Consider the following 25,216-nt stretch of genomic DNA (forward strand, 5'->3'; position numbering starts at 1 on the left):
TCCTTGTGCGCTCAGGCGCGGGACAACAGGGCGAGCACCCCGTCGACGGCCTGGTGGAACGGCTCGGGCGAACCGGCCGCGCGGGCCAGGACGTAGCCGCCCTGCAGCACCGCAACGACCGTCGCGGCGGTCCGCGCGGGATCGAGGCCCGCGTCGAGCTCGCCCCGGTCGCGGCCCTCGGCCAGCACCGCCGCGAGCCGGTCGCGCAGCCACCCGAACGTCTCCTCCAGCGGCCGCCGCAGCGCCGGATCGGCCATGATCTCGGGGTCCTGGGTGAGTCGGCCGATCGGACAGCCCCGCAGCACCTCCCGCTCGCGCCGCAGGTAGGCCGACACCCGCTCGACGGCCGTGCCCGGGCCGCCCAGGATCTCCTCCACCCCGGCGCGCATCTCCTCCGCCGTACGGCCGATCGCGGCCAGCGCGAGGTCAGGCTTGCCGGAGAAGTGGTGGTACATGCTGCCCTGCCCGGCTCCCGCCCGCTGCTGGATGGCCCGTGGGCTGGTCCCGACGTAGCCGCGCTCCCACAGCAGTTCGCGGGTGCTCTCGATCAGGCGGTCCGATGTGCTCATGCCGTACATACTAGTAGGTACAGACGGGCCATGGTGAAGCCGCACAAAACACGAAGGGCCCCGTTGCAGGGGCCCTACACCTGTGCGGGGGTCAGGTCGCCCTAGGGTATGTGCGTCGGACCGGAGAAGGAGAGGCCGTGCTCTACCCCGCCCTGAAGCTCGTCAGCGTTCCCGTCATGCACGCGCTGTGGCGGCCGCGGACGGAAGGACTCGAGCACGTTCCCGCGCACGGGCCCGCGATCCTCGCCTCCAACCACCTGTCCGTCCTCGACTCGTTCTTCATGCCGGCCGTGGTGCCGCGGATGGTGCGGTTCGTGGCGAAGAAGGAGTACTTCACCGGCAACCCCGTCGTGGCGGCATGGATGCGCTCGATGGGGGCGATGGAGATCGACCGCGAGAACGTCACCGCCGCCCAGGACATGCTCGACGCCGCGGTGGAGGTGCTGAAGGCCGGCGAGTTGTTCGGCATCTATCCCGAGGGCACCCGCTCCCCCGACGGCCGTCTCTATCGGGGGAAGGTCGGCGTGGCCTGGCTCACGCTGACCACCGGCGCCCCGATCGTGCCCGTCGCCATGCTGGGCACCGAGAAGGTGCTGCCGCCCGGCGCGTCGGTGCCGCGCCTGCACAGCATCGGCGTGCGGTTCGGAGAGCCGCTGATCTTCACCGGCGACGCGGGCAACGCCCGGGACCGGCGGCGGGTGACCGACGAGGTCATGGCCGCGATCCAGCGCCTGTCCGGCCAGGAGTACGTCCCCCGGTACGGCGCCAGCGTCAAGAGCGCCGGGGAAACAGGAGTGTAAATAACGATTTGGCCCCGCTAGGCTCTGGTCCCGACCGCAAGGCCGTCATTGGGGGTGCACGTGCCGCGAGGACGTACTGTCGCGATCTCGGCCGCCGTGGCCGTCGTGCTGGTGGGGGCCGCCGCCGGCGGCGCCTACTACGTGCTGCACACACGCGGCACGCCGCAGGAGACCGCTGCGCGGTTCACCGCGGCCTGGTCGCGGGGCGACCTCGCGGCGATGAAGGCCGAGCTGGCCGCTCCCGCCCCCGGCTTCGACGCGGCGTACGCCGAGCTCACCAAGAACCTCGCGGTGGCGAAGGTCTCCGTCCGCGACGTGCGGGCCGGCGCGGCGAAGGACGACAGGGCGACCGCGTCCTACACCGCCACGGCCACCGTGAAGAACGTCGGCGACTGGACCTACCGGGGCTCGCTGAAGCTGGTGGTCAAGGACCACTACTGGAAGGTCGACTGGTCGCCGGCCGCGGTCCACCCCGCGCTCGACGGGACCAACCACCTGGCGCTCAAGACGTCATGGCCGCAGCGGGCCGCCATCACCGGCGCCGGCGGCGGCCGCATCGACGGCGGCGACGTGGGCGGCTCGGTGCAGCAACTGGTCGGCTTCCTGGACAAGGCGACGGACAAGGACGTCGAGAAGCTGGGCGCCGCCTACAAGAAGGGCGACGCTGTGGGCCGCGGCGGCCTGCAGGAGACGTTCCAGAAGCAGCTCGCCGGCACGCCCACCACCGAGATCCAGGTGGTGGGCGAGAGCCGCGAGACCCTGCACGCCGTCGAGGGCTCCCCCGGCAAGGACCTGCGGACCAGCCTCGACCTCAAGGTGCAGGGCGCCGCCGCCGACGCGGTGCGCGACCTGGACAAGCCCGCGTCGCTCGTCGCGGTCAGGCCCTCGACCGGCGAGATCCTCGCCGTCGTCAACAACAAGGGCGGGTTCAACCGCGCACTGGACGGCAAGTACGCTCCCGGGTCCACGTTCAAGACGATCACCGCTGCCGGGCTGCTGGCCGAGGGACTCACCCCGTCGAGCCGCGTGACCTGCCCGAAGGAGGCGGTCGTCGGCGGGCTGAAGATCCGCAACTCCGACCACGAGGCGTTCGGGTCGCTGTCGTTCCTCGACTCCTACGCCCACTCCTGCAACACCACGTTCGCCCCGCTCGCCGCCGACAAGCTGGGCGCGGCCAAGCTGTACGACCTGGCGACGGACCTGGGCTTCAACCAGCCGCTGCGCATCGGCGTCCCGGCGACCGCCGGCAGCATGCCGAAGGCCACCAGCGACGCCGACCTGGCCGCGGAGTCGTTCGGGCAGGGCAGGATCACCGCCAGTCCCCTGGTGATGGCGACCGTGGCCGCGGCGGTGGCCGACGGCTCCTGGCGGCCGCCCACACTGGTCCCCTCGCTGAAGCAGAAGGCCGCTCCCAGGGAACTGCCGGGCGACGTCGTCACGGGCCTGCGGTCGATGATGAGAGCGGTCGTCACCAAGGGCACCGCCCACGCCGCCGGGCTGCCCGCGGGGACGGCGGGCAAGACCGGGACCGCCGAGTTCGGCACCGGGCCTGAACTCGACTCGCACGCGTGGTTCATCGGGTATCGCGGCGACCTGGCCTTCGCCGTCGTCGTGGAGGCGGGCGGCATGGGCGGCGGCGTGGCCGCGCCGGTCGCCGCGCGCTTCCTCAAGGGCCTGTCCTGACCCCGCGCGAGTGAGATGACGCCGGCGCTACACGGGGAGAGCGGCCGCGTCGTGCCGCAGGGCCATGACCAGCAATGTCGCGATCAACGTGGCGATGAGCAGCCAGCTCACCGCGATGATCACGGTCGAGCGGCCCGGCCGGCGGCCGGAGGCCCGCTCCTGCCGTCCACGCTCCGCACGGTGGTTGAACGACTCGAGCCTGGCCGCGAGCTTCGGATCCTCGTCCGTGAGGTGCCGCTCGATCATCGCCAGCATCCGCTCTTCGTCCTGCGACCAGGCCATCGCGCAACACTCCCAGAACGCAAGGTATGTGCCGACGTTCTGCCCAGCGATGAAGATCGTTAGCCGTTTCCAGGCTCGCGATTTACGACGTGTTGCATGTTGCGATCTCGATCGAACCTCTGTTCTAATCAGGGGGTGCGATGGGACGGGCTGCGCCTCGAGACCGACGAAGGCGGGCAAAGGGAGACGACACCCCTGTTCGCCCGGTCGGCCGTGATGAGGACCTTCGACACCCCCGAGTTCCGCGGCGTCACCTTCTACGAGATCCACGCGCGGTCGATCGTCAACCGGGTCCCCGCGGCGAGCCGGGTCCCGTTCGAGTGGACCGTCAACCCCTACCGCGGCTGCACCCACGCGTGCACGTACTGCTTCGCCCGCAGGACGCACGAATACCTCGACCTGGACTCCGGGCGCGACTTCGACTCGAAGATCGTGGTGAAGGTCAACGCCCCCGACCTCGTACGCAGGGAGCTGGCGGCGCCCCGGTGGCGCGGGCAGCCCATCGCGATGGGGACCAACGTCGACTGCTACCAGCGGGCCGAGGGCCGCTACCGGCTGATGCCCGGCATCCTCGGCGCCCTGCGGGACGCCCGCAACCCGTTCTCCATCCTGACCAAGGGCTCGCTCATCCTGCGCGACCTCGATCTGCTCGCCGAGGCGGCCGAGGTGACCGACGTGAGCACGGCCGTCTCGATCGGGTTCACCGACGAGTCGCTGTGGCGGGCCGTCGAGTCCGGGACCCCCGCGCCGCGCAAGCGGCTGGAGGTGTGCGCCGCCCTCAACGAGCGCGGCGTCGCGTGCGGCGTGCTGATGGCGCCGATCCTCCCCTATCTGTCCGACTCGCCCCGGGCACTGGAGACCACCGTCCGCCGCATCGCCGAGGCCGGCGCCACGCACGTGACGCCGATCGTGCTCCACCTGCGGCCCGGCGCGCGCGAGTGGTTCATGGCCTGGCTGTCCCGCGAGCACCCCCGGCTCGTCCCCCGCTACCTGGAGCTGTACGGCAGGGGCGCCTACGCCCCCAGGGCGTACCAGGAGCGGATCGGCGAGACCGTGCGGGCGCTCGCCCGCGAGCACGGCGTGGGCCGGTCGGCCCCGCGTGGCGCTCGTGCCGCGCGACGGCTCGGCGAGCGGTCGGTCCGCCCGCCCGCGGCGGCCGAGCAGCTCACGCTTCTGTGACCCGGAGGCGTGGCCCGTGCGGATACGATCGGCCACCGTGCAGGACGACGCCGGGAACACCGGAAACGCCGGGGATGCCGGGGATACCGAGGAATTCGTGCGCGCGCACACCGGGCTCGCGGCCGTGCCGTACGTGCCGGAGATACGGCTGCATGTGATCGCCACGCATACCAAGCGGGGCGCCGGTGAGGACGACCGCGTGTACGAGCTGTGGGAGCGCGCCGGGCGGCTGCCCTTCTGGGCCTGCCCCTGGGCCGGTGGGCAGGCGCTGGCCCGGCACGTGCTCGACCATCCCGAGATCGTGCGGGGGCGTACCGTTCTCGACCTCGCCACCGGCTCGGGACTGGTCGCGGTCGCCGCGGCGCTGGCCGGAGCCGCCCTGGTCGTCGCCAACGACGTCGACCCGTACGCGCTGGCGGCCGTCAGGCTCAACGCCCGCGTCAACGGCGTCGCGGTGCGGGTCGCCGGGGGCGACCTGCTCGACGGGACGCCGTCCCAGCAGGTCGTGCTGGCCGGGGACGTCTACTACGAGGAGCCGCTGGCCCGGCGGGTCACCCCGTTCCTGTCCCGCGCGGGCGGCGACGTCCTTATCGGGGCCCCCGGCCGCGCCTGCTGCTATCTCCCGGACGGCGTTTTCGAGCCGGTCGGCGTGCATGAGGTGCCCGCCGCGCTGGAGGACACTCCCAGCAAACGGACGACCATATATCGGCTTTCATGCACAACGTGACTTAGATCACAACAACGAGGCAACTGCCGGTTACGTCATAGGGAAAGGGGATCTTCGTCTGACACGAACGGGGCGTGACTGTGTCTTCTCTTCACCGCAGGGTGGCCAGGAAAGCGGCCAGGGTGGTCGTACGGGCGCTGGAGGCCCGTGACCGGCAGCGTGCCCGGTCTGCGCCGCCGCCCGACGGTCGCGAAATCCGCATCCTGCTGCTGCACGCCAACGGCATGGGCGGCACGATCCGCACGGTCTTCAACCTCGCCGGGTATCTGGCGCGCACCCACGACGTCGAGATCGTGAGCGTGGTGCGGGAACGCGAGGAGCCCTTCCTCCCCGTGCCCCCCGGAGTGCGCGTCCGCTACCTCGACGACCGGCTGCCTCGCCGCAGGGGCCTGCTGTCGCGGTTCCCGAGCAGGCTGGTGCCGAAGGACGAGGCGGCCTACCACTGGTTCACCCTGCGCACCGACCTCAAGCTGGTCCGCTACATCCGCTCCCGCCGCCGGGGCATCCTCATCGGGACCCGGCCCGGCCTGAACCTGATCGCCGCGCGCTTCGCGCCCCCGGAGATCATCACGGTCGCGCAGGAGCACGGGAACCTGTCCTCGCACCAGCCGCTGGTACGCAAGCAGATCACCCGCAGGTACGGCAGGCACGACGCGGTCGTCACGCTCACGCAGGCCGACCTGCGCACCTACGAGCGGTCCTTCGAGAAGGCGCGCAAGGACCTGCCCGCCGTGCTCGCGCAGGTGCCCAACGCGACGCCCCGCCTGAGCGGCGGCGTCTCGCCGCTCACCGCGAAGACCGTCGTCACGGTGGGCCGGCTGACCTGGGGCAAGGGCTACGACCTGCTCATCCGCGCGTGGGCCCACGTGGCGGAGCGGCACCCGGACTGGACGCTTCGCATCTACGGCGGCGGTCCCCGGCAGGAGAAGCTCCAGGCGTCGATCGACAAGCGCGGGCTGTCCGATCGGGTGTTCCTCGAGGGCCCGGCCGAGGACGTCGGCGCCGTCCTCGCGGACGCCTCGATGTTCGTGCTGAGCTCCCGCCACGAGGGCATGCCGATGGTCATCCTGGAGGCCATGAGCAAGGGCCTCCCCGTGGTCAGCTACGACTGCCCGACCGGACCCAAGGAGATGATCACCCACGGTCACGACGGCCTGCTGGTGAAGCCGGAGAAGATCCACGCGATGGCCGACGCCATCTGCACGCTCATCGAGGACGAGGACCTGCGCCGCCGGATGGGCGCCACCGCGCTGAAGACGGCGGCGCGCTACGACCTCGACGTCATCGGGGCGCGGTGGGAGGACCTGCTGTCCGGGCTGGTGGCCCGGCGGCGCGGTCTCCCGCCCGGCGGCCAGCTCGCGAACGGGGCGGCCCGGACGGGCGAGCACGACGCCGGGGAGCGGCCGGGTCCTCTCGACGCCGCCGCGCTGGACGTCGGCCGTACGCCGGAGGGCCGGACGGCACCCCTCAGCCAGAACGCGTGAGCGGCGCGAAGAGCACTGTCACCGTGGGTGGTCGGCGTCCGAGGGCCGACCGGCCCACTCGTGCAGGCGGCGGGCGAGCGCGCGCACCTCCTCGTTCAGTTCCGGCGGCCCCACCACGGTGAACGGCACGCCGAGGCCGGCCAGCATCTGCGCCATTCCGTCCAGGCGTTCGGCGCGGCCGGTCACCCGGACGCCGCCGTCCGCCGGGGCGAGCGCGGCCACCGTCGGCGGGATCCGCCGCCGCGCCTCCTCCATCGTGGTGGCCAGCACGACCTCGATCTCATGCCGGTACGGCACGCCCGCCAGCGACTCCATCACGTGGGCGACCGGGTCGAACTCCCCCGGCGCGGGAAACTCCTCCTCCGTCGCCGCCGCCTGGCCGATCCGGTCGATCCGGAACGTCCGCACCTCGCCCCTGCGGTGGTCGTGGCCGGTCAGGTACCAGCGGCCGGCGTGGAACACCAGCCCGTAGGGATCGACCGTCCGCTCGCTGTTCTCGCCCCGGTACGACCGGTAGGCCAGCCGCACGCGACGCCGGCGGCGGGCGGCATCGGCGAGCGTCAGCAGCGTCGCCCCGCTTGGCCGCAAGGCCATGGCGGCGGATCGGGCGGATCGGGAAGTCAGGCCGACCATGTCCTCGACGGCGCCGACCCGGTCGCGCAGGGCGTCGGGCAGCATGCGCCGGATCTTCGCGAGCGCGCTCTCGGCCGCCCCCTCGCCCACCGTCATGCCCGCCCGGCGGCCCGCGAGCAGCCCGAGCACCACGGCGACGGCCTCGTCGCCGGTCAGCATGAGCGGCGGCAGCCGGTATCCCGGCATCAGCCGGTAGCCGCCGTAGCGCCCCCGCTCGGCCTGCACGGGAATGCCGAGGTCCTCCAGTCTCCGCACGTAGCGGCGCACGCTGCGCACGTCCACCTCCAGGCGCTCGGCGAGCTCGGGGCCGGTGAGCCCGGGCCGGGCCTGCAGCAGTTCCAGGAAGGCGAGAACGCGATTGGTCGACATATCAGGACCGATTCTGCCCTGTTTCGGCTTTAGCGTCGACGCATGACGACTTACGTACTGGTTCCCGGATTCTGGCTCGGCGCGTGGGCGTGGCGGGACGTGACCGCCGCACTCCGCGGGATGGGCCACGAGGCATATCCCCTGACCCTCACCGGCCTGGCCGACCGCGCCCACCTCGCCTCCCCCGCCCTGGATCTGGACACTCACATCCGCGACATCACCGGCCTGATCGAGGCCGAGGCCCTGCACGACGTCGTGCTCGTCGGCCACAGCGGCAGCGGCGCCGCGGTCACCGGAGCCGCCGCCCGCGCGGCCGGCCGGGTGAGCCGGGTCGTGTACGTCGAGAGCGGCCCGGTGCCGGACGGCATGGCCCAGATCGACCTCACCGGGCGGGAGTTCGTCGAGAAGCGCCTCGAGGACGGCTGGCGCTATCCCATGCCCTCCTGGAATGAACTGGAGGAGTCGGGCGCGAGCCTCGACGGGCTGGGCGAGCGGGAGCGGGCGCTGATGGCCTCCCGGGCCACCGGCCAGCCGCTCGGCACGATCACCCAGCCCCTCGCTCTCGGCGGGGACGCCGCCGCGTTCGCCGCGCTGCCGAAGACGGTCGTGAGCTGCTCGTTCCCGCTCGCGCAGGTCAAGGAGCTGATCTCGGCCGGACATCCGTTCTTCGCGCCCCTGAGCGGGCCGGAGTGGGAGCTGCGTGAGTTGTCGACCGGTCATTGGCCGATGCTGTCCCGCCCGGTGGACCTGGCGGAGGTCCTCGCTCAGGTTTCGTAACAGGCCAGCGCCTTTACATTGTAGATCTCCGGGTGGGACATTTGTCCCGCCCGGGGCCGTATCGATCGATCTACTCGGGTCGGCGGCGCCCGCCTACCGTCGTCCCCGTGACCACGAACACCCTCGACGCCGTGTCCCTGACCTCGGCGACCAAGCACTTCGGCCGCGTACGGGCCGTGGACGGGCTCACGCTCGCCATCCCCCGCGGCCAGACCGTGGCGCTGCTCGGCCCCAACGGCGCGGGCAAGTCGACCACCATCGCGCTGCTGCTCGGGCTGCTCGCGCCCGACTCCGGGCGGGCCGTGCTGTTCGGGCTCGACCCCGAGCAGGCCGTGCGGCGTGGCCTGGTCGGCGCGATGCCGCAGGAGGGCGGCCTCGTCCCCCGGGTGACGGTCCGCGAGTTGCTGGCCTTCGTGGCCGGGACCTATGCCGCTCCCCTCCCCCTCGACCGGGTGCTCGCGCTGGCCCGGATCGAAGACCTGCGCGACCGCCGGGTGGACCGGCTGTCGGGCGGGCAGGCGCAGCGCGTGCGGTTCGCGACGGCCGTGTGCGGCGACCCCGACCTGATCGTCCTCGACGAGCCCACCGCCGCGCTGGACGTGGAGGCCAGGCGCGAGTTCTGGCACGGCATGCGCGGGCTGGCCGGCCAGGGCAAGACGATCCTGTTCTCCACGCACTATCTGGACGAGGCCGACGAGCACGCCGACCGCGTCGTCGTGCTCGGTCACGGCCGCGTGGTCGCCGACGGCACCAGCGCGGAGATCAAGCGGGCGGCGGCGCTGACCACGGTGAGCGTGACGGCCGACGGCGAGTCCGCCTGGCTCGCGGCCCTGCCGGGCGTGCGCCACATGGAGATCAAAGGCGGCCGGGTCCATCTGCGCAGCGCCGACTCCGACGCCACCGTCATGGCCCTCGCCCGCGCGGGCGCCGTACGCGAGCTGGAAGTCGTTCCGGCGGACCTGGAGGACGCCTTCGTCGCCCTCACCGCGAAGGAGAACGCGTGATGTGGGGATACGTACGGCTCGAACTGATCAGGACCATGCGCGACGGCGGCTACGTGATCTTCGGAATCGCCATGCCGGTCGTCATGTACCTCCTCTTCACCAACCTCGGCCTGGCCCCCGGCGACCGGCACGACGCCGCGATCTACACGATGGTCGGCATGGCGGCGTACGGCGCGCTGGGCGGCGCGTTCAACAACGGCAGCGGCATCGCCGAGGACCGCGCGGCGGGATGGCTGCGCCGGTTGCGGCTCACCCCGCTGCCCCCCGCCCAGGTGGTGGCCGGGAAGGTCGTCACGGGGATCGTCGGCGTCGTGCCGAGCATCGCGGCCGTGCTGCTGGCCGGCGGGCTGGTCAACCACGTCACGCTCGCGCCGCAGCGGTGGCTGGCGATCGTCGTGCTCCTGTGGGCGGGGACCGTGCCGTTCTCCCTGCTCGGCCTCGGCAACGGCTACCGCCTGTCGGGTCAGTCGGCCGCGATGGCCAACATCGCCACCATGCTGACGCTGGCCGTCCTCGGCGGCCTGTGGGTGCCGATCGCGAACTTCCCGTCCTGGCTGCGCGCGGTCGCCGAGTGGATCCCGTCGAACAGCTACGCCGGTCTGTCGTGGCGGGTCGCGTTCGGCGAGGTGCCCACCGTCCGCCAGGTCGCGATCCTGTCGGCCTGGCTGCTCGTCTTCGGCGCCTACGCGGTGCACGGCTATCGCCGCGCCGGCCGCCGGGCCTGACCGCTAATGTGACGTTCCCCATGACGACAGAACGCGGCACCTGGCTCGACCCACTGCGCGAGGGCGAGCGCGGCCCCGACGCCAAGGGCATGTACATGTGGGTGGCCGTGACGGCGGCGCCCGTGTGGGACATCGCGCACGGCCGGTCCCATCCCCTCTGGCTGGCCTGGCCGGCCGCGCTGGCCGCCGCCGGGCTCTACGTGGTCACCACGCACTTCGCCTTCGCCGACCGGCGGCGCGCCCTGCCGGCGCTGGGACTGCTCGCGGCGGTGGTCCTGGCGGCCGCCGCCGGGTTCGAGGGCAACTGGCTCTACCTGATCATGATGCTGGCCGTCGCCACCGGGATCACCGTGCGCGGCAAGATCCTGCCCGTGGTGCTGCTCGCCGAGTGCGCCGCCGCCTTGGCCGTGGCCGTAGCGGCCGGCGCGTCCCTCACCGGCGTGCTCTCCATGATCTGGGGCACGTTCACCGCCGGCCTCATTCCGGCGATCATCATCCGGCTGTGGGAGGCCATCAACGAGCTCAAGGCCACCCGCGAGGAGCTGGCCCGTGCCGCGGTGACCGAGGAACGGCTGCGCTTCTCCCGCGACCTGCACGATCTGCTCGGTCACACGCTCTCGGTGATGGTCGTCAAGGCCGAGGCCGTACGCCGGCTGGCGCGGGTCGACGCGGACGAGGCGGCCGGGCAGGCGGCCGACATCGAGCGGATCGGGCGGCAGGCGCTGACCGAGGTGCGGGCCGCCGTCACCGGTTACCGCGGCAGAGGGCTCACCGCCGAGCTCGACTCCGCACGCGCCGCCCTCGCGGACGCCGGCGTCGAGGCGGCCGTCCGCGTGTCCTCCGTACGGCCCGCTCCCGAGACCGACGCCCTGCTCGGCTGGGCCGTGCGCGAGGGCGTGACCAACGTCGTACGGCATAGCCGCGCGGCGGCCTGCGCGATCGTCCTGCGCGACGACGGCGGGCACCTCGTGCTGGAGATCCGCGACGACGGCCCGTCCGTGAAACCGTACGGCGAGGGCAACGGCCTGACCGGCCTGCGCGAGCGGGTGGAGGCCGCGGGCGGCGCCCTGGAGACCACGGCGCCGCCGGGCGGAGGCTTCCTCCTCCGGGTGACCATGCCGTACGCGAAGGAGGACGGCGAGTGATCAGGGTGCTGCTGGCCGAGGACCAGGGCATGATGCGCGGCGCGCTGGCCCTGCTCCTCGGCCTGGAGGAGGACATCGAGATCGTCGCCCAGGTCGGCCACGGCGACGAGGTGGTGGACGCCGCGCTGCGCGCCCGGCCCGACGTGGCCCTGCTCGACATCGAGATGCCGGGCCGCGGCGGTCTGGAGACCGCCGCCGACCTGCGCGAACACCTGCCCGGCTGCGCCGTGCTCATCCTCACGACGTTCGGGCGGCCCGGCTACCTGCGCCGCGCGATGGAGGCCGGGGCCCGGGGGTTCCTGGTCAAGGACGGGCCGGTCGAGGAGCTCGCCGACGCCGTCCGCCGGGTGCTGCGGGGCGAGCGGGTCATCGATCCCGCTCTCGCGGCGGCGGCGCTGAGCACCGGCCCGAGTCCGCTGACCGACCGGGAGCGCGACGTCCTCGCCGCGGCGGCCGACGGCTCGACGATCTCCGACATCGCCGCCCGCCTCCACCTGTCGGAGAGCACCGTGCGCAACTACCTGTCGTCGGCCATCGGCAAGACCGGCACCAGGAACCGCATCGAGGCCGCCCGCCTGGCCCGCCACAACGGCTGGCTGTAGGGGTTCACTGCACGTCGAACTCGTTGCCCTCGGGGTCGGCCATGGTGACGTGGTGGGTGCCCGGCTCCTGCACGGTGCGCAGCACGGTGGCGCCGAGCGCCTTGAGCCGGTCCACCTCGGCGTCCCTGCGCTCGGGGCCCGCGTGCAGGTCGATGTGCAGGCGGTTCTTGCCCGCCTTCGGCTCGGGGACCGCCTGGAAGAGGATCCGGCGGCCGAGGCCGGTGCCACTGTGCGGGTCGAACGGGTCGTCCGGGTGCCGCACGGCCCGCAGCGTCCGGAAGGCCGTCCGGTCGGGGGTCGCCTCCGCCTCCCCCAGCACGCCGGCGTCCAGGAGCCGGCCGACCAGCGCGCTGTTGTCCTCCACCTCGTAACCCAGGGCCTGCGCCCAGAACGCCGCCTGCGCGTGCGGGTCGACGCAGTCGATGACGAGCTTCCATTCGAGAGCCATGTAACCCTTTATAGTGGTTACATGAGCCTGACGCTACATCCGCGCGACGGAGTCTCCTTCCGTTTCGACCCGGGTGCCCTCTGCCTGGAGTTCCTCGTGAGCGGTGGCGTGGGGGTCTACGCCCACTACGAGACGCTGCACGAACCGGACGACCTTGCCCGGTGGGCCGCCGCGTCCCGGCTCGGCCTGGAGGGGGTGGACGCGACGGCGGAGGACCTCGCCCGCGCCAAGCTCCTGCGCACCGCCCTGTGGGGGTTCGCCGGCGACCGCGCCCACGGACGCACGCCGAGGCAGGCCGACGTGGACGCGGTCAACGCTGCGGCGTCGGCGCCCCCGCTGACGCCCGTGATGTCGGCCGACGGGCTGAGGTCCTGGGCCGCCCCCGCCACCGGGGCCCAGGTGGTCGCGACCGTGGCGAGGGACGCCGTCGAGCTTTTCACCGGCCCGTACGCGCACCGGGTCCGGGAGTGCGCGGGAGACAACTGCGCCCTCGTCTTCGTCGACACCTCACGCCCGGGCAGCAGGCGCTGGTGCTCGATGGAGCGGTGCGGCAACCGCCACAAGGTCCGTGCGCACCGCTCGCGTGAGGGTTAGCCCGGTGTTCCGGCCGACAGCCGGCGCAGCGCCTGCATCGCCTCCCTCTCGATGCGCGAAAGATCGTGGAGAATCACGCCGGCCTCATCGAGGTGCCCCGCGTCGCCGGTCTCTCCCGCCTTCGCGATCAGACTGGACACCCGCGTCCACAGGACCGCGGCCTCGGCGTACAGCCGGTGACCGGCGCGGAGGTCGTCGTCGTCGATCAGACGGGTGCACTCGTCGAGGAAGTCCCGGTAGAGGGCGCGGAAGAGGGCGCCGCCGGTGCCGCCCTGCTCCATGAGGAGGGCGGCCTGCGGCAGGTCCCGGCTCGGGTCGCCAGCGCGCCGCAGCCAGCCGGGCACCTGCTTGCCGGCTTTCTCTATGCCGCGATGGCCCAGATTCGCGATGGGCGCGGCGAGGAAGGCCTCGGCGCAGTCCCTGATCGCGGGGACGATCCGGTCCTGCCAGGAGAGCGGGTGAGCGGGCAGGGCGATGGTGAAGGATCGGTTCCTGGCGGTCATCGGGCCGCGTTCGGCCCGTGCCCTAGCCAGGCCGGCCCGGCCGGTGCGCACCGCTCCTCCCTGCTGATCGGTGTCCACGAGGTAGGCGTCGTGCTCGTCGTAGCCGTACATGGCGACGACATGACCACCGAAGTGCACCTGGGAGCGGAAATAGTCCAGGTGGTAGCAGTCGAGCTGGAGGCCGACCGGCCGGCCGGCCTCGATAGGGGCGGCCACGTTCTCCCACGCCTTGCGGGGTGAGGTGGTCTCCTCCGTCGTCAACGTCAGTCCCAGCCTGGCGGCCAGGTTCCTGGTGAGCTCGAAGGGCTTGACGCGGCCCCCGAGGAAAGGGAACGGCATGCCCTTGCCGTCCCAGTAGACGAAGGACAGACCCGAGCCCAGCCCGAACAGCATGGGCTCGGACAGGTCGAGTCCCTCGTGCCGCAGCAGCACGCCCAGGGCCGTCGTCTCGCAGTGGTGCGTACCACGGGCCTCGACGCCCTTCACCATGGCCATGATCGCTCTCCTCATCCTCACCGGGACCGCCGGGAGGAGCATGCGACCTCCCACAGGGGGAGAGTCCAGCCGGTCACTCCCCCGGTTCACTCGGCCAGTGCGCGGTTGACGGCGGCGAGCACGGCCCGGGCGAACGCCGCCGCGGCGCCGGCGTCCTCGCCCGCGCCCCACACGGAGGCGCCGCCCACCCGGCACCGGGCGTAGGCGACGGCGCCGCCCTCCACCGGGTGCCCGTCCCGTTCCAGCACCTCCACCGGGGTCCCGGCCGCCGCCAGGGCGGCGACGAGGGCGTCCGCCGGTTCGGCGCCGCTTCCCTCGTACGCCGCCGCACCCCGGCGCAGGACGCAGCGGACCCCGCCGCCGTCCGCCGTCCACGACGCCAGAGTGACCGGCCCGGCCTCCGCCGTGTACGCGGCGCGGAACAACTCGAGCAGGTCCTTCGGCGTGGCCTCCCGGCCGCTGCGGTCCGTCGCGTCCTGGACGACGCGGGAGAACTCGGCACGCAGCGCCTTGGGCAGGTCGAGCCCGTGGTGCACGCGGAGGAGGTGGGCGACGCCCCCCTTGCCCGACTGGCTGTTGACCCGGATCACCGCCTCGTACGTCCGGCCGACGTCGGCCGGGTCAATCGGCAGGTACGGCACCGCCCAGGGCGCCTCCCCCACCGGCACGCCCCGCTCGGCCGCCGCCCGCTCGTGGTGGGCGAGCCCCTTGCTGATGGCGTCCTGATGCGTGCCGGAGAAGGCCGTGTAGACGAGGTCTCCGCCGTACGGATGACGGACGTGGACCGGCAGCCGGTTGCACTCCTCGACGGTCCGCCGGATGACGTCGATGTCGGAGAAGTCGACCATCGGGTCGACCCCCTGCGCGTACAGGTTGAGCGCGAGCGTGACGAGGTCGACGTTCCCGGTGCGCTCGCCGTTGCCGAACAGGCAGCCCTCGACGCGCTGCGCCCCGGCCAGGACGGCGAGCTCCGCGCAGGCCACCCCCGTGCCCCGGTCGTTGTGCGGATGGACCGAGAGGATGACGGCGTCGCGCCGTTCCAGGTGGCGGTGCATGTACTCGATCTGGTCGGCGTACAGGTTCGGCGTGGCGATCTCGACGGTGGCGGGCAGGTTGTGGATCACCGGCCGGTCGGGCGAGGCGTCCCACAACCGGGTGAGGCCGTTGCAGACCTCCAGGACGAAGTCGGGCTCGGTGCAGTTGAACACCTCGGGCGAGAACTCGAACCGCACAGCCGCCCCCGGCATCGCGTCGGCGAGCCGCGCGATGTGACCGGCGGCCTCCCGGATCAGCGCGTGCAGCCCGGCCCGGTCCTGCCCGAGCACGACGTCCCGCCAGACCGGCGCGGTCGCGGTGTACAGGTGCACCACCGCCCGCGGCATGCCCTGGATCGAGGCGAAGGTCTGCTCGATGAGGTCGCGGCGGGCCGCGGTGAACACCACGGGGGTCACGTCGTCCGGCACCGCGCCGCTTTCGGCGAGGTGACGGACGAAGTCGAAGTCGGTCCGGCTCGACGACGGGTAGCCGACCTCGATCTCCTTGAACCCCATCGCGACGAGGAGGTCGAACATGCGCCGCTTGCGTGGCGTGTCCATGGGTTCTGCCAGCGCCTGGTTGCCGTCGCGCAGGTCGACGGGCACCCACAGCGGGGCGCGCTCGATCCTGCGGCCCGGCCACGCGCGCGGGATCTCGGGGATCTCGACCCGCTCGTGGGCCGGCCGGTAGCGGTGGTGCGGCATCGCGCTGCCCCGCTGGGGATTCCAGGCGGGAGCCCCGGCGGGCACCGGGCCACGCGGGGTGCGGATCGTGGGGAAGGCGGTGAGAGCAGTGGAGGCGGTGGTCACGGAGGTGATCCTTCGGTCAGGAGGGCGACCGGCGGCGCGGAACCCCGCGGCGGGGTGCCGGTCATCGGATCAGGCCCCGCCGCGGCGACCGAGAAGGAGAAAGCCGAACGGCGTCATGGGCGGTAGAGTAACCACACGACAACTCCTCAGACAAGCTGAGAACCCGACAAGCTGAGAGGTGAAGCCCGATGGCGCTCGGCGCGCTTCAGCGCAGTCCCCTCGTCGACCAGGCCGTCGAGAGCCTGCGCGCGCAGATCGAGGAGGGCCGCTGGCCGGTCGGCACCCGGCTGCCCGGCGAGACGACCCTGGCCAAGACCCTGGGCGTCGGCCGCTCCACCGTCCGCGAGGCCCTGCGCGCACTGGCCGGGGCCGGGCTGGTCCAGGCACGTCAGGGCGCCGGGGTCTTCGTCATCGCCGACAGGCCCGCCGAGGACTGGACGGCCCGCCTGCGCCGGGCCGCCGTGGCCGACGTCTACGAGGTGCGCATGCTGGTCGAAGTGCAGGCCGCCCGGCTTGCGGCGCTGCGCCGCACGCCGGACGACGTGGCGGCGCTGCACGCGGCCCTGGAGGCCAGGCGGGCCGCCGCGCGAGACGGCGACGCGGCCTTCGTTGACGCCGACATCGCTCTGCACGCGGCCGTCGTCGCCGCCGCGCACAACCCGGTGCTGACCGACCTGTTCGCCGAGTTCGTCCCCCGCCTGCGGGAGGGACTGGTCGCCCTGGTCGACCTGCTCGGCCTGCGGGCCGACGACCCGAACCCGGGAGACGACTCCCATGCGGCGTTCGTCGGCGCCGTCGAGCGCGGCGACGCCGACGGGGCGGGCCGCGTGCTGCAGGAGGAGCTGGAGCAGACCCTCGGCCGTCTCCGCCGCACCCGCTGAGAGATCAGGGTTCGACGGCGTCGGAGAAGAGCCGGGGATCGAAGGTGATCTTGGCGAGGGCCTTCTGCCCGTCGGCGTTGGGGTGAAAGTAGTCCCAGGCGCTCACCTGCTTGAGGGTGAACGGATAGGAGAAGACCGCTCCCCCGTCGTAGCGGCAGGCCGGGCCGTACCTCGCACACGCCTGCCCGAGCTGCTCGTTGTAGTCCATCACCCGCTCGCGCACCCGGTCGCGCCTGGCCTCGTCCTTCTTGGCGGTGGACGTCGGGTTGGCCAGCATCGACTGGCAGATGCGGCCGATCCCCCAGAAGACGCGTGCCCACCCGTTGTCCTTGCCCACCCGCCACAGGCGCTTGACGTCCGGGATGCTCGCGACGAAGACCCGCGCGCCGGTGGGCCGCAGCACGTCGAAGGCCGCGTCGATGTTGCGCCGGAACGTTCCCACCGGCGTCATCTCCTTCTCGGAGCCCACGCAGGCGTCCTGCGCGCCGATGAGGACGGTGACGTAGCCCGCGCCGGCCTCGGCGGCCTGCCGCGCCTGCCCCCGCAGGTCGGCGCTGGTCGACCCCGGGACGGCGAAGTTCAGGTTGTGCCCCTTGATCCCGCTCCCCATGGCGAGCAGGCGCAGGTAGTGGCTGTTCACCGACGGGAAGTCGCCCGCCGACCACGAGCGGGACGTGCAGGCGACGTACCAGCCGCAGGCGTTGAACCCCGCGCTGATCGAGTCCCCCAGCGCCGCCATCACGGCGGGCGTCGTACGGGCGTGGGCGCCGGTCGGCACGAGCAGGACGCTCGTGACCAGGACCGGTGTGATCTTCTTGATCATGGGCACCTCCGGGAGATCAAAGGTAGGGATCGCGTGGAGGTACGCTCTATCGCCACCAGGGAAGGCGAGCCTTCCATGACCAGATTCCTATCGCGGCTTGACAGAGGGCGGCGCGATCGCATGGGGGGCCTCTTGTCGAACATGTTCAGATCCTGCGTAGAGTGAGTCGGGTGACTGTCGCTCTTATCCGGCCCCTCGTGGTTCGCACGGTCGCGGTGAGCGACCCTGACGATCTGCTGGCGCGTCTGCCCGACGCCGCGCCGTACGCCTGGATCAGGCACGGTGAGGGACTCGTCGGCTGGGGGGAGGCGGCGCGGGCCGCGGTGCCGCCGGGCCCCGGGCGGTTCGACTGGGCCCGCGGCTGGCTCTCCTCGCTGTTCGCCGGAGCGCGCATCGAGGACGAGGTCGGCGTGCCGGGCTCGGGACCGGTCGCCTTCGGCTCATTCACCTTCGACGCCGACGCCGCGGGGACCGTGCTGGTCGTCCCCCGCGTGGTGCTCGCCCGCCGGAACGGCCGCGCCTGGCTCACCACGATCGGCGACGACGCCTTCGACCTGGTCACCCCGCCTTCGGCACCCGGCCGCATCCGGTACGGCGACGGCTCGCTGTCGGCGCCGCAATGGGAGCACCGGGTCGCGCGAGCCGTACGGCGGATCAGGGACGGCATGCTGGACAAGGTCGTGCTCGCCCGCGACCTGACGGCCGTCGCCGAGCGGGACATCGATCCCCGCGTGCTGCTGGAACGGCTGGCCGAGCGCTACCCCGAGTGCTACACGTTCTCGGTGGACGGGCTCGTCGGCGCGACGCCGGAACTGCTGGTGAGGCACACCGGCCAGGCGGTCGAGTCGCTGGTCCTCGCGGGCACGACCCCGCGCGGCGCCCACCCCGCCGACGACGCGGCCCGCGGCGCCGCCCTCTACGCCTCGCAGAAGGACCGCCACGAGCACGCCTGCGCGGTCGCCTCGGTCCGCGAGGCTCTCGCGCCCCTCTGCTCGGCGCTCGACGTGCCCGACCGCCCCGAGTTGCTGGTGCTGCCGAACGTCCATCACCTGGCCAGCCGGGTCACCGGACGGCTGTCCGACGGCGCGTCGGTGCTCGACGTGGTGGCCGCGATGCACCCCACGGCCGCGGTCGGCGGAACGCCCACCGGCGCCGCGCTCCGCGTGATCCGCGAACTGGAGGGCATGGACCGCGCGGGTTACTCCGGGCCGGTCGGCTGGATCGACTCGCGCGGCGACGGCGAGTGGGGCATCGCGCTGCGCTGCGCGTACGTCTCCGGCAGGCGTGCCCGGCTGTTCGCCGGCTGCGGCATCATGGCCGGGTCGGACCCCGCCGCCGAGCTCGCCGAGGCGCAGGCCAAGCTCCGCGTGATGCGGTACGCCCTGGAGGGGTGACGGCCCGGCGTCGCCCGCTCAGCGGGCGAGGTGGACCGTGCCGCCGAGCGCGGTCTCGGCCCGCCCGGCGGTGACCGCCGCGATCCACTCCTCGAAGACGGGCAGCCGGTCCTCGGCCACCGCCACCTCGAAGGCGACCCTCGCGCCGTAGTCGACACCCCGCAGCACGTACGGCGAGGCGCGCAGGTCGCTTTCCAGCCTCCCGGCCTGGGCGTGGCCGACCGACACGGTCACGACCGCCGCGGGGACCATCTCGACCACCCCCGCCCGGTCGAGCGTCTCCCCCACCGCGCCGCCGTACGCGCGGGCGAGGCCGCCCGCGCCCAGGAGCACCCCGCCGAAGTAACGGGTGACGACGGCGGCCACGTCCGCGAAACCGCGCCGGGTGAGCATCTCCAGCATCGGCGTCCCGGCCGTGCCGCCCGGCTCCCCGTCGTCGTCCGCCCTGCGGACGCCCTGACCGATGACGTACGCCGAGCAGTTGTGGGTCGCGTCGGCGTAGAGCCGCCTGCGCTCGGCCACGAACTCCCGCGCGGCCTCCTCCGTGGCCGCCGGGGCGAGCGCGCAGATGAAGCGTGATCGGCGGATCTCGATCTCGTGCTCGATGGTGTCCCTGATCGTCCGGTACGGCGCTGCCACGGGATCAGCTTATTCAGCCGCCCCCCTTTACAAAGTAAGGTAAGGTCTTTGGCCAGCTGCACGAAGATTGCCCGCTCTTTGGTGCGATCGGACGAACTGCCGCACTCCTTCCCTGCCGTACTGTCAGCGAAGTGCCAGCCCACCTCCACCACACCGCCGTCGTCGCGGACACGCACAACGACCTGCTGATGGCCGTCGCCGAACGCCCGCCGGCCCGGTGGGCGTCCTTCTTCCGCGAACGATGGCTGCCCCAGCTGCGGGACGGCGGCGTGGACCTGCAGGTGCTGCCGGTCTTCGTGGACGACCGCTACCGGCCGGAGGGCGCGCTGCGCCAGACCCTGCGGATGATCGAGTGTGCCCACACGCTGGCCGAGGGCAACGCGGACGCCGTACGGCTCTGCCTGGACGGCGCGCAGGTCGACCGGGCGCTCGACGACGGCGTGATCGCCCTGGTCCTGGCACTGGAGAGCATGCCCGGCCTGGACTCCTCCGTCGAACTGCTGCCCACCCTGCACCGGCTCGGCGTACGGGTCGCCTCGATCGCCCACTGGGGGCGCACGCCACTGGCGGACGGCAGCGGCGAGGACGCCACCGGCGGCAGGCTCACCCACGCCGGGGTGGCGGCCGTACGGGAGATGGAGCGGCTCGGCATGATCTTCGACGTCTCCCATCTGGGCGCACGCGGGGTCGAGCACGTGCTGGAGCTGGCCACACGCCCGGTGATGGCGACCCACTCCTCCGCCCGGGCCCTGCGCGACCACCACCGCAACCTCACCGACGACCAGATCCGCGGCGTCGCCGCCACCGGCGGGGTCGTCTGCGTGAACTTCTTCCCCGTCTTCCTCGCCGAGGACCCCGCCGATCACACGCTGGACCGGCTGGTGGAGCACATCGAGCACGTGGCCGCGGTCGCCGGGATCGACCACGTGGGGCTGGGGCCCGACTTCGTCCGCGAGGTGCTGCACGACGTCACTCCCCCGTGCTGTGAGGACTTCGGCTTCGACGGGATCGACCCCGGCGCCGCCCTGCCCGGGCTGGACGGGCCGCGCGGGCTGCCCCTGGTCACCGAGGCGCTGCTGCGGCGGGGACTGGCGGAAGACGACATCGTGAAGATCCTCGGCGGCAACGTGCGACGGCTGTTCCGCGCCGAGCTGGGCAGGCCGCTGTGAAGACCACTGTGAAGAGCACTGTGAAGAGCACTGCGACGACGGCGGGGGACCTCTCCGCCATGCTCGCGGACCTGGAGGAGCTCGTCTGCTGCGAGTCGTTCTCCGCCGATCACGAGGCGGTGGCCCGCAGCGCCGCCGTGGTCGCGGACCAGGGGCGCCGCCTGCTCGGCGCACCTCCGGAGACGATCGTGATCGACGGCGTGACGCACCTGCGGTGGAGCTTCGGCGAGCCGCGTGTGCTGCTGCTCGGTCACCACGACACGGTCTGGCCGATCGGCTCCCTGCGCTCGCGGCCGTGGTCGGTCACCGGCGGCATCGCGCGGGGGCCCGGCGTGTTCGACATGAAGGCCGGGCTGGTGCAGATGTTCCACGCGCTGGCCGCGCTCCCCACCCCCGACGGCGTGTGCGTGCTGGTCACCGGGGACGAGGAACTCGGGTCGCCGTCCTCCCGCGCCCTGGTCGAGGAGTCGGCGCGCGGCCTCGCCGCCGCCTTCGTGCTGGAGGCGAGCGCCGACGACGGCGCGCTCAAGACCGCGCGCAAGGGCATCTCCACGTACGAGATCGTGGTGCGCGGCCGGGCCGCCCACGCCGGCCTCGATCCCGGCAAGGGGGCCAACGCGGGAGTCGAGCTCGCCCATCAGATCCTCGCCGTCGCCGCGATGGCGAGCGCGGACTCCCCGGACGGGGTTCTGGACGGCACGACGGTCACGCCGACGCTGCTGTCCGGCGGCACCACGATCAACACCGTGCCCGCGCTGGCCCGCTTGGCCGTGGACGTCCGCGTGCCGACCGTCACGGCCCAGCTCCGCGTGGACGCGCTGATGCGGGCGCTGACGCCCCGGACGCCCGGAACCCGCCTGGAGGTTCTCGGCGGCCCCAACCGCCCGCCGCTCGAACCGGCCTCGGCGGCCGGCCTGTTCGCGCTCGCCCAGCGGGTCGCCGCCGGCCTCGGACTCGCTCCCCTGCCGGGTTCGGCCGTCGGGGGCGCGTCGGACGGCAACCTCACCGCCGGCGCCGGCTGCCCCACCCTGGACGGGCTCGGCGCGGTCGGCGGCGGCGCGCACGCCGACGACGAGCACGTGGTCGTGGCCGAGATGCCACCCCGTGCCGCGCTGCTGACGGGCCTGGTCGAGGCGGTGCGTGGATGAGCGGCCCCGGCGAGCTGCGGCTGCGCGAATTGCACACGATCGAGGAGTTCGAGGACGTCTGCCGCCTGTTCGCCGGCATCTGGCGGCCGGATCCCGGGGGCGCTCCGGTCACGGCGGAGATGATGCGCGCGCTCTCCCACGCCGGCAACTACGTCGCCGGGGCCTACCGCCATGACCGGCTGGTCGGCGCGTCGGTCGGGTTCGTCGCGGCCCCGCCGCGGCGGGCGTTGCACTCCCACATCACCGGCACTGTCGCCGGGCAGGGCGCCGGTTTCGCGTTGAAGCTGCACCAGCGCGAGTGGGCGCTCGACCGCGGCCTGGACACGATCACCTGGACGTACGACCCGCTGGTGCGCCGCAACGCCCACTTCAATCTCGCCAAGCTCGGGGCCCGGCCGGAGGAGTACCTGCCCGCCTTCTACGGCACCATGGCCGACGCGATCAACGCCGGGGACGAGAGCGACCGGGTGCTCGCCGTCTGGCGCCTGACCTCGCCGCACGTGCTCGCCGCCGTACGGCATGAGCCGTCCCCGATGCAGATCCCGCCGGGCGCGGTCGCCGGGCTGGACGACGACGACGGCCGGCCCGTGCGGGGCCGCACCGACGCCGAGACGGTGCTGGTCGCCGTGCCCGGAGACATCGAGACCCTGCGCGTGACGGATCCGGCCGCGGCCCGCGCATGGCGGCTGGCTCTGCGCGAAGTGCTCGGCGACCTGCTGCGCGACGGCGCGCGGGTCACGGGATTTCACGACAAGACCTGCTATGTCGTACGCCGAAGCGCGTTCCGCGAACAACTGACATGAAGACCACGGGTATGGGAACCACGGGCATGAAGATCACTGGTATCGAACTGCGGCGGATCGCGATGCCGCTGGTGGCGCCGTTCCGCACGTCGTTCGGCACCGAGACACGGCGTGACGTGCTGCTGCTGCGGGTCGTCACCCCCGACGCCGAGGGCTGGGGCGAGTGCGTGGCGATGTCCCAGCCGCTGTACTCCTCCGAGTACGCCGAGGGCGCGGCCGACGTGCTGCGCCGTTTCCTGATCCCCGCGCTGCCCTCGCGCCCCGGCCCGTACGCCGTCAACGAGGCGCTGCACCCGATCAAGGGGCACCGCATGGCCAAGGCGGCACTGGAGACGGCCGTGCTGGACGCCCACCTGCGTGCCACCGGGCAGTCCCTCGCGGCCTTCCTCGGAGCCACCAGAACCCGGGTGCCGGCCGGGGTCTCGGTCGGCATCATGAACTCCGTCGCCGAGCTGCTCGACGCCGTCGCGGGCTATCTGGACGAGGAATATGTCCGTATCAAGCTCAAGATCCAGCCCGGCTGGGATCTGGAGCCCGTACGCGCCGTGCGCGAGCGATTCGGCCCAGAACTGCCGCTGCAGGTCGACGCGAACGCCGCCTACACCCTTGCCGACGCCCCGCACCTGGCGCGCCTGGACGAGTTCGGTCTGCTGCTCGTCGAGCAGCCGCTGGCCGACGACGACATGGTCCAGCACGCCCGGCTCGCCCGGTCGATCCGCACGCCGGTCTGCCTGGACGAGTCGATCGAGTCCGCCGAGCACGCGGCGGCGGCCATCTCCCTCGGCGCCTGCTCGGTCGTCAACATCAAGCCCGGCCGGGTCGGCGGTTACCTCGAGGCCCGGCGCATCCACGACCTGTGCCGCGCCCACGGTGTCGCCGTCTGGTGCGGCGGCATGCTGGAGACGGGCATCGGCCGCGCCGCGAACCTCGCCCTGGCCGCGCTGCCAGGTTTCACCCTGCCCGGCGACACCTCCGGCTCCCGCCGCTACTACAGCACCGACATCACTCCGCCCTTCGAGCTCCAAGACGGTCATCTGACCGTGCCCACCGGTCCGGGCATCGGGGTCGAGCCGATCCCGTCGCTGCTGGACGAGGTCACCGTCGCCAGCGAGTGGATCCCCCTCTGACGGCCCACCGCACCGCCACGGGGTCCCGGATGATTCGGGCTGTCATTCCCGTGACCTCCGGGCTCCCGCCACGCGGTGATAGGTGAAGGCCCAGCGGTCTTCGCCGACCTTGCGGCGGGTGTAGCGGTCGGGGTGTTGGTAGCGGTCGCGGTTGTGGAACTGGCAGGCCGGGCCCAGGAGTTCGAGGTCGGTCAGGCCGCCGGTGCTCCAGTTGTCGGCGTGGTCGATCTGGCATCTGGTGGCGGGCAGGGGACAGCCGTCGATCCAGCAGGTGGCGTAGCGGGCGAAGATCGCCCGCCGCTGGGCCGGGGTCGCCAACCTGACCTTGCGGCCCATGTCCAGCACCTGACCCTCGGCATCCATCACCAGGCGCACGAGGGTGGAGGTGCGGGCCAGCCGGTGCACGCCGGAGACGGGCAGCACCTGCCCGGTCGCCAGCAACAACCCCGGCGCCGTCCCCAACAGCGGACCCAACACCGTCCCCGGCAGCCCTCCCGGCAGCCCGCCAGACGCTGCTTCCGGTGACGACCCCGGCTCCGCTCCCAGCGCACTGGACACCTCCGGCGCTGTGGACGAGCACTGCGCCCTATCCCCGCACTCGCACACGCCCTCGCCGAACGAGCACTGCACCCTACTGCCGCACCCGCGCTCACCCTGGCCGTGCCACTGGTGCTCGTGGCCGTCATCCTCAGGCGTAGCGTGCGCACGGCGGCAGTCCCCCGCAGACCGAGGCCCAGCGTGGGGATGAGAGGCAGAGGGGTCTCCGGGAGGATCAGGCGATCGCCACTCGCCCCACCGTGACTCCCACGAATGCGACTCCTGCCGCTGCGACGTGCTTCCCTGTGCCTCCCTCCGCTTCGGCGAGTTGCTCTGCTGTGACTCGCCCTGCTGTGGCGCGCTGTGCTGTGGCTCCTGCTGCGACTCGCTCCGCCGGCTGCTCTTCACCTGCGCGCGTCCGGTCACGCCATCGCCGGGCTGCACGTCACGGGGCCCTGTCGCCGGGTCGGCGCTGTTGGCGGTGCGCTGGTCGGCGTTCTCGACGGCGTTCTCGACGGTGCTCTCGGCGGCGGCCTCAGCGGTTACATCGGCATCGGGTCCGGGGTTGGCACCTGCCGCAGCATCGGCTTCCTCGGTGTCCCGAGTGTTCCGGGCGCTTCCGGTGTGCCGGGCAGCCTGAATGTCTTCGGTGTGCCCGGCGGCCTGGGTGTCCTTGGTCTTCTGGGTGTCTTCAGGAGTCTCGGGGTGGTCGGCGCTTGCGGGGTCCTTGGGGTGGTTGGAGGTGGGGTCGGTGGGGAGGGATTCGGCGTTGACCAGGACCAGGAGCTCGGCGGCGATCTTCTCCTCCAGCAACGCCATGAACGCATCCGCC

At 72.6% G+C, this 25,216-nt stretch carries 26 protein-coding genes and 1 pseudogene; 18 read left to right on the top strand and 9 right to left on the bottom strand.

Features of this window, described 5'->3' with window-relative positions; translation table 11 throughout:
• Window positions 1-11: 11 nt before the first annotated feature.
• Window positions 12-569 carry a TetR/AcrR family transcriptional regulator gene (locus ACWEQG_RS38000; protein ID WP_363467755.1) on the bottom strand — a complete coding sequence of 186 codons (558 nt, stop codon included), beginning with the start codon at window positions 567-569 and terminating at the stop codon, window positions 12-14.
• A gap of 137 nt (window positions 570-706) precedes the next feature.
• On the opposite strand from ACWEQG_RS38000, the gene ACWEQG_RS38005 reads away from it, so the two are divergent.
• Window positions 707-1,369, top strand: a complete 663-nt coding sequence (locus ACWEQG_RS38005) for a lysophospholipid acyltransferase family protein (RefSeq protein ID WP_363467752.1) — start codon at window positions 707-709, stop codon at window positions 1,367-1,369.
• Between the two features lie 60 nt (window positions 1,370-1,429).
• Entirely contained in the window at window positions 1,430-3,052 is a 1,623-nt protein-coding gene (locus ACWEQG_RS38010) for a penicillin-binding transpeptidase domain-containing protein (protein ID WP_452292355.1), read from the top strand.
• Window positions 3,053-3,079: 27 nt separating this feature from the next.
• Here the strand turns inward: ACWEQG_RS38010 and ACWEQG_RS38015 are convergent, their stop codons facing one another.
• Window positions 3,080-3,334 carry a DUF3040 domain-containing protein gene (locus ACWEQG_RS38015; RefSeq protein WP_363467748.1) on the bottom strand — a complete coding sequence of 85 codons (255 nt, stop codon included), beginning with the start codon at window positions 3,332-3,334 and terminating at the stop codon, window positions 3,080-3,082.
• 135 nt (window positions 3,335-3,469) lie between these two features.
• Between ACWEQG_RS38015 and ACWEQG_RS38020 the strand changes: the two genes are divergently transcribed.
• The 3 genes from ACWEQG_RS38020 to ACWEQG_RS38030 all read left to right on the top strand — a co-directional run bounded on the left by ACWEQG_RS38020 (window position 3,470) and on the right by ACWEQG_RS38030 (window position 6,724).
• On the top strand, window positions 3,470-4,513 hold the full coding sequence (locus ACWEQG_RS38020) for an Rv2578c family radical SAM protein (protein WP_452292357.1): 1,044 nt from the start codon (window positions 3,470-3,472) through the stop codon (window positions 4,511-4,513).
• Window positions 4,514-4,529: 16 nt separating this feature from the next.
• Window positions 4,530-5,240, top strand: a complete 711-nt coding sequence (locus ACWEQG_RS38025) for a class I SAM-dependent methyltransferase (protein ID WP_452292359.1) — start codon at window positions 4,530-4,532, stop codon at window positions 5,238-5,240.
• Between the two features lie 80 nt (window positions 5,241-5,320).
• Entirely contained in the window at window positions 5,321-6,724 is a 1,404-nt protein-coding gene (locus ACWEQG_RS38030; RefSeq protein WP_452292361.1) for a glycosyltransferase family 4 protein, read from the top strand.
• Window positions 6,725-6,742: 18 nt separating this feature from the next.
• Here the strand turns inward: ACWEQG_RS38030 and ACWEQG_RS38035 are convergent, their stop codons facing one another.
• On the bottom strand, window positions 6,743-7,726 hold the full coding sequence (locus ACWEQG_RS38035) for a helix-turn-helix transcriptional regulator (protein ID WP_452292363.1): 984 nt from the start codon (window positions 7,724-7,726) through the stop codon (window positions 6,743-6,745).
• 42 nt (window positions 7,727-7,768) lie between these two features.
• Between ACWEQG_RS38035 and ACWEQG_RS38040 the strand changes: the two genes are divergently transcribed.
• The 5 genes from ACWEQG_RS38040 (at window position 7,769) to ACWEQG_RS38060 (ending at window position 11,979) form a co-directional block, all read left to right on the top strand.
• Window positions 7,769-8,503, top strand: coding sequence for an alpha/beta fold hydrolase (locus tag ACWEQG_RS38040; protein WP_452292365.1), 735 nt, complete (start codon window positions 7,769-7,771; stop codon window positions 8,501-8,503).
• Between the two features lie 107 nt (window positions 8,504-8,610).
• Window positions 8,611-9,507, top strand: a complete 897-nt coding sequence (locus ACWEQG_RS38045) for an ABC transporter ATP-binding protein (protein ID WP_452292367.1) — start codon at window positions 8,611-8,613, stop codon at window positions 9,505-9,507.
• Window positions 9,507-10,232, top strand: a complete 726-nt coding sequence (locus tag ACWEQG_RS38050; RefSeq protein ID WP_452292396.1) for an ABC transporter permease — start codon at window positions 9,507-9,509, stop codon at window positions 10,230-10,232. Before ACWEQG_RS38045 ends, ACWEQG_RS38050 begins: the two co-directional genes overlap by 1 nt.
• A 20-nt stretch (window positions 10,233-10,252) precedes the next feature.
• Window positions 10,253-11,377, top strand: coding sequence for a sensor histidine kinase (locus ACWEQG_RS38055; RefSeq protein ID WP_452292369.1), 1,125 nt, complete (start codon window positions 10,253-10,255; stop codon window positions 11,375-11,377).
• Window positions 11,374-11,979: a response regulator transcription factor gene (locus tag ACWEQG_RS38060; RefSeq protein ID WP_363473571.1), complete on the top strand. Its 606-nt coding sequence runs from the start codon at window positions 11,374-11,376 to the stop codon at window positions 11,977-11,979. The genes ACWEQG_RS38055 and ACWEQG_RS38060 overlap by 4 nt, the downstream gene beginning before the upstream one ends.
• Window positions 11,980-11,983: 4 nt before the next feature.
• Here the strand turns inward: ACWEQG_RS38060 and ACWEQG_RS38065 are convergent, their stop codons facing one another.
• Window positions 11,984-12,427 (bottom strand): VOC family protein, encoded by a 444-nt coding sequence (locus ACWEQG_RS38065; RefSeq protein WP_452292371.1) that lies wholly within the window; start codon window positions 12,425-12,427, stop codon window positions 11,984-11,986.
• Between the two features lie 21 nt (window positions 12,428-12,448).
• Between ACWEQG_RS38065 and ACWEQG_RS38070 the strand changes: the two genes are divergently transcribed.
• On the top strand, window positions 12,449-13,021 hold the full coding sequence (locus ACWEQG_RS38070; RefSeq protein WP_452292373.1) for a CGNR zinc finger domain-containing protein: 573 nt from the start codon (window positions 12,449-12,451) through the stop codon (window positions 13,019-13,021).
• Here ACWEQG_RS38070 and ACWEQG_RS38075 read toward each other — a convergent pair.
• Together ACWEQG_RS38075 and ACWEQG_RS38080 are read right to left on the bottom strand one after the other, a co-directional pair.
• Window positions 13,018-14,019, bottom strand: a complete 1,002-nt coding sequence (locus tag ACWEQG_RS38075) for a BtrH N-terminal domain-containing protein (protein WP_452292375.1) — start codon at window positions 14,017-14,019, stop codon at window positions 13,018-13,020. The genes ACWEQG_RS38070 and ACWEQG_RS38075 overlap by 4 nt on opposite strands.
• Window positions 14,020-14,105: 86 nt before the next feature.
• Window positions 14,106-15,758, bottom strand: coding sequence for a 2-isopropylmalate synthase (locus ACWEQG_RS38080; protein WP_452292398.1), 1,653 nt, complete (start codon window positions 15,756-15,758; stop codon window positions 14,106-14,108).
• Between the two features lie 293 nt (window positions 15,759-16,051).
• Between ACWEQG_RS38080 and ACWEQG_RS38085 the strand changes: the two genes are divergently transcribed.
• On the top strand, window positions 16,052-16,744 hold the full coding sequence (locus tag ACWEQG_RS38085; protein WP_452292377.1) for a FadR/GntR family transcriptional regulator: 693 nt from the start codon (window positions 16,052-16,054) through the stop codon (window positions 16,742-16,744).
• A gap of 4 nt (window positions 16,745-16,748) precedes the next feature.
• On the opposite strand, the gene ACWEQG_RS38090 is transcribed toward ACWEQG_RS38085, so the two are convergent.
• Window positions 16,749-17,567, bottom strand: coding sequence for a GDSL-type esterase/lipase family protein (locus tag ACWEQG_RS38090; protein WP_452292379.1), 819 nt, complete (start codon window positions 17,565-17,567; stop codon window positions 16,749-16,751).
• 170 nt (window positions 17,568-17,737) lie between these two features.
• Here ACWEQG_RS38090 and ACWEQG_RS38095 point away from each other — a divergent pair, with 170 nt between their 5' ends.
• Window positions 17,738-18,961 (top strand): isochorismate synthase, encoded by a 1,224-nt coding sequence (locus tag ACWEQG_RS38095; RefSeq protein WP_452292381.1) that lies wholly within the window; start codon window positions 17,738-17,740, stop codon window positions 18,959-18,961.
• Window positions 18,962-18,979: 18 nt separating this feature from the next.
• Here the strand turns inward: ACWEQG_RS38095 and ACWEQG_RS38100 are convergent, their stop codons facing one another.
• Window positions 18,980-19,600, bottom strand: a complete 621-nt coding sequence (locus ACWEQG_RS38100; RefSeq protein ID WP_452292383.1) for an IMPACT family protein — start codon at window positions 19,598-19,600, stop codon at window positions 18,980-18,982.
• Between the two features lie 131 nt (window positions 19,601-19,731).
• Between ACWEQG_RS38100 and ACWEQG_RS38105 the strand changes: the two genes are divergently transcribed.
• The 4 genes from ACWEQG_RS38105 to menC are packed head-to-tail and all read left to right on the top strand — an operon-like array spanning window position 19,732 to window position 23,847.
• Window positions 19,732-20,769, top strand: a complete 1,038-nt coding sequence (locus ACWEQG_RS38105) for a dipeptidase (protein ID WP_452292385.1) — start codon at window positions 19,732-19,734, stop codon at window positions 20,767-20,769.
• Window positions 20,770-20,789: 20 nt separating this feature from the next.
• Window positions 20,790-21,917, top strand: a complete 1,128-nt coding sequence (locus ACWEQG_RS38110) for a M20 family metallopeptidase (RefSeq protein WP_452292386.1) — start codon at window positions 20,790-20,792, stop codon at window positions 21,915-21,917.
• Window positions 21,914-22,720: a GNAT family N-acetyltransferase gene (locus tag ACWEQG_RS38115; protein WP_452292388.1), complete on the top strand. Its 807-nt coding sequence runs from the start codon at window positions 21,914-21,916 to the stop codon at window positions 22,718-22,720. The genes ACWEQG_RS38110 and ACWEQG_RS38115 overlap by 4 nt, the downstream gene beginning before the upstream one ends.
• A 26-nt stretch (window positions 22,721-22,746) precedes the next feature.
• Window positions 22,747-23,847, top strand: coding sequence for an o-succinylbenzoate synthase (gene menC, locus ACWEQG_RS38120; protein ID WP_452292390.1), 1,101 nt, complete (start codon window positions 22,747-22,749; stop codon window positions 23,845-23,847).
• A 42-nt stretch (window positions 23,848-23,889) separates the two neighbouring features.
• On the opposite strand, the gene ACWEQG_RS38125 is transcribed toward menC, so the two are convergent.
• Window positions 23,890-24,321, bottom strand: coding sequence for a DUF222 domain-containing protein (locus ACWEQG_RS38125; protein WP_452292392.1), 432 nt, complete (start codon window positions 24,319-24,321; stop codon window positions 23,890-23,892).
• Between the two features lie 426 nt (window positions 24,322-24,747).
• On the opposite strand from ACWEQG_RS38125, the pseudogene ACWEQG_RS38130 reads away from it, so the two are divergent.
• Window positions 24,748-25,216: pseudogene (locus ACWEQG_RS38130) on the top strand (hypothetical protein); the annotation flags it as partial.

It is taken from the genome of Microbispora sp. NPDC004025 (genome assembly GCF_053604425.1).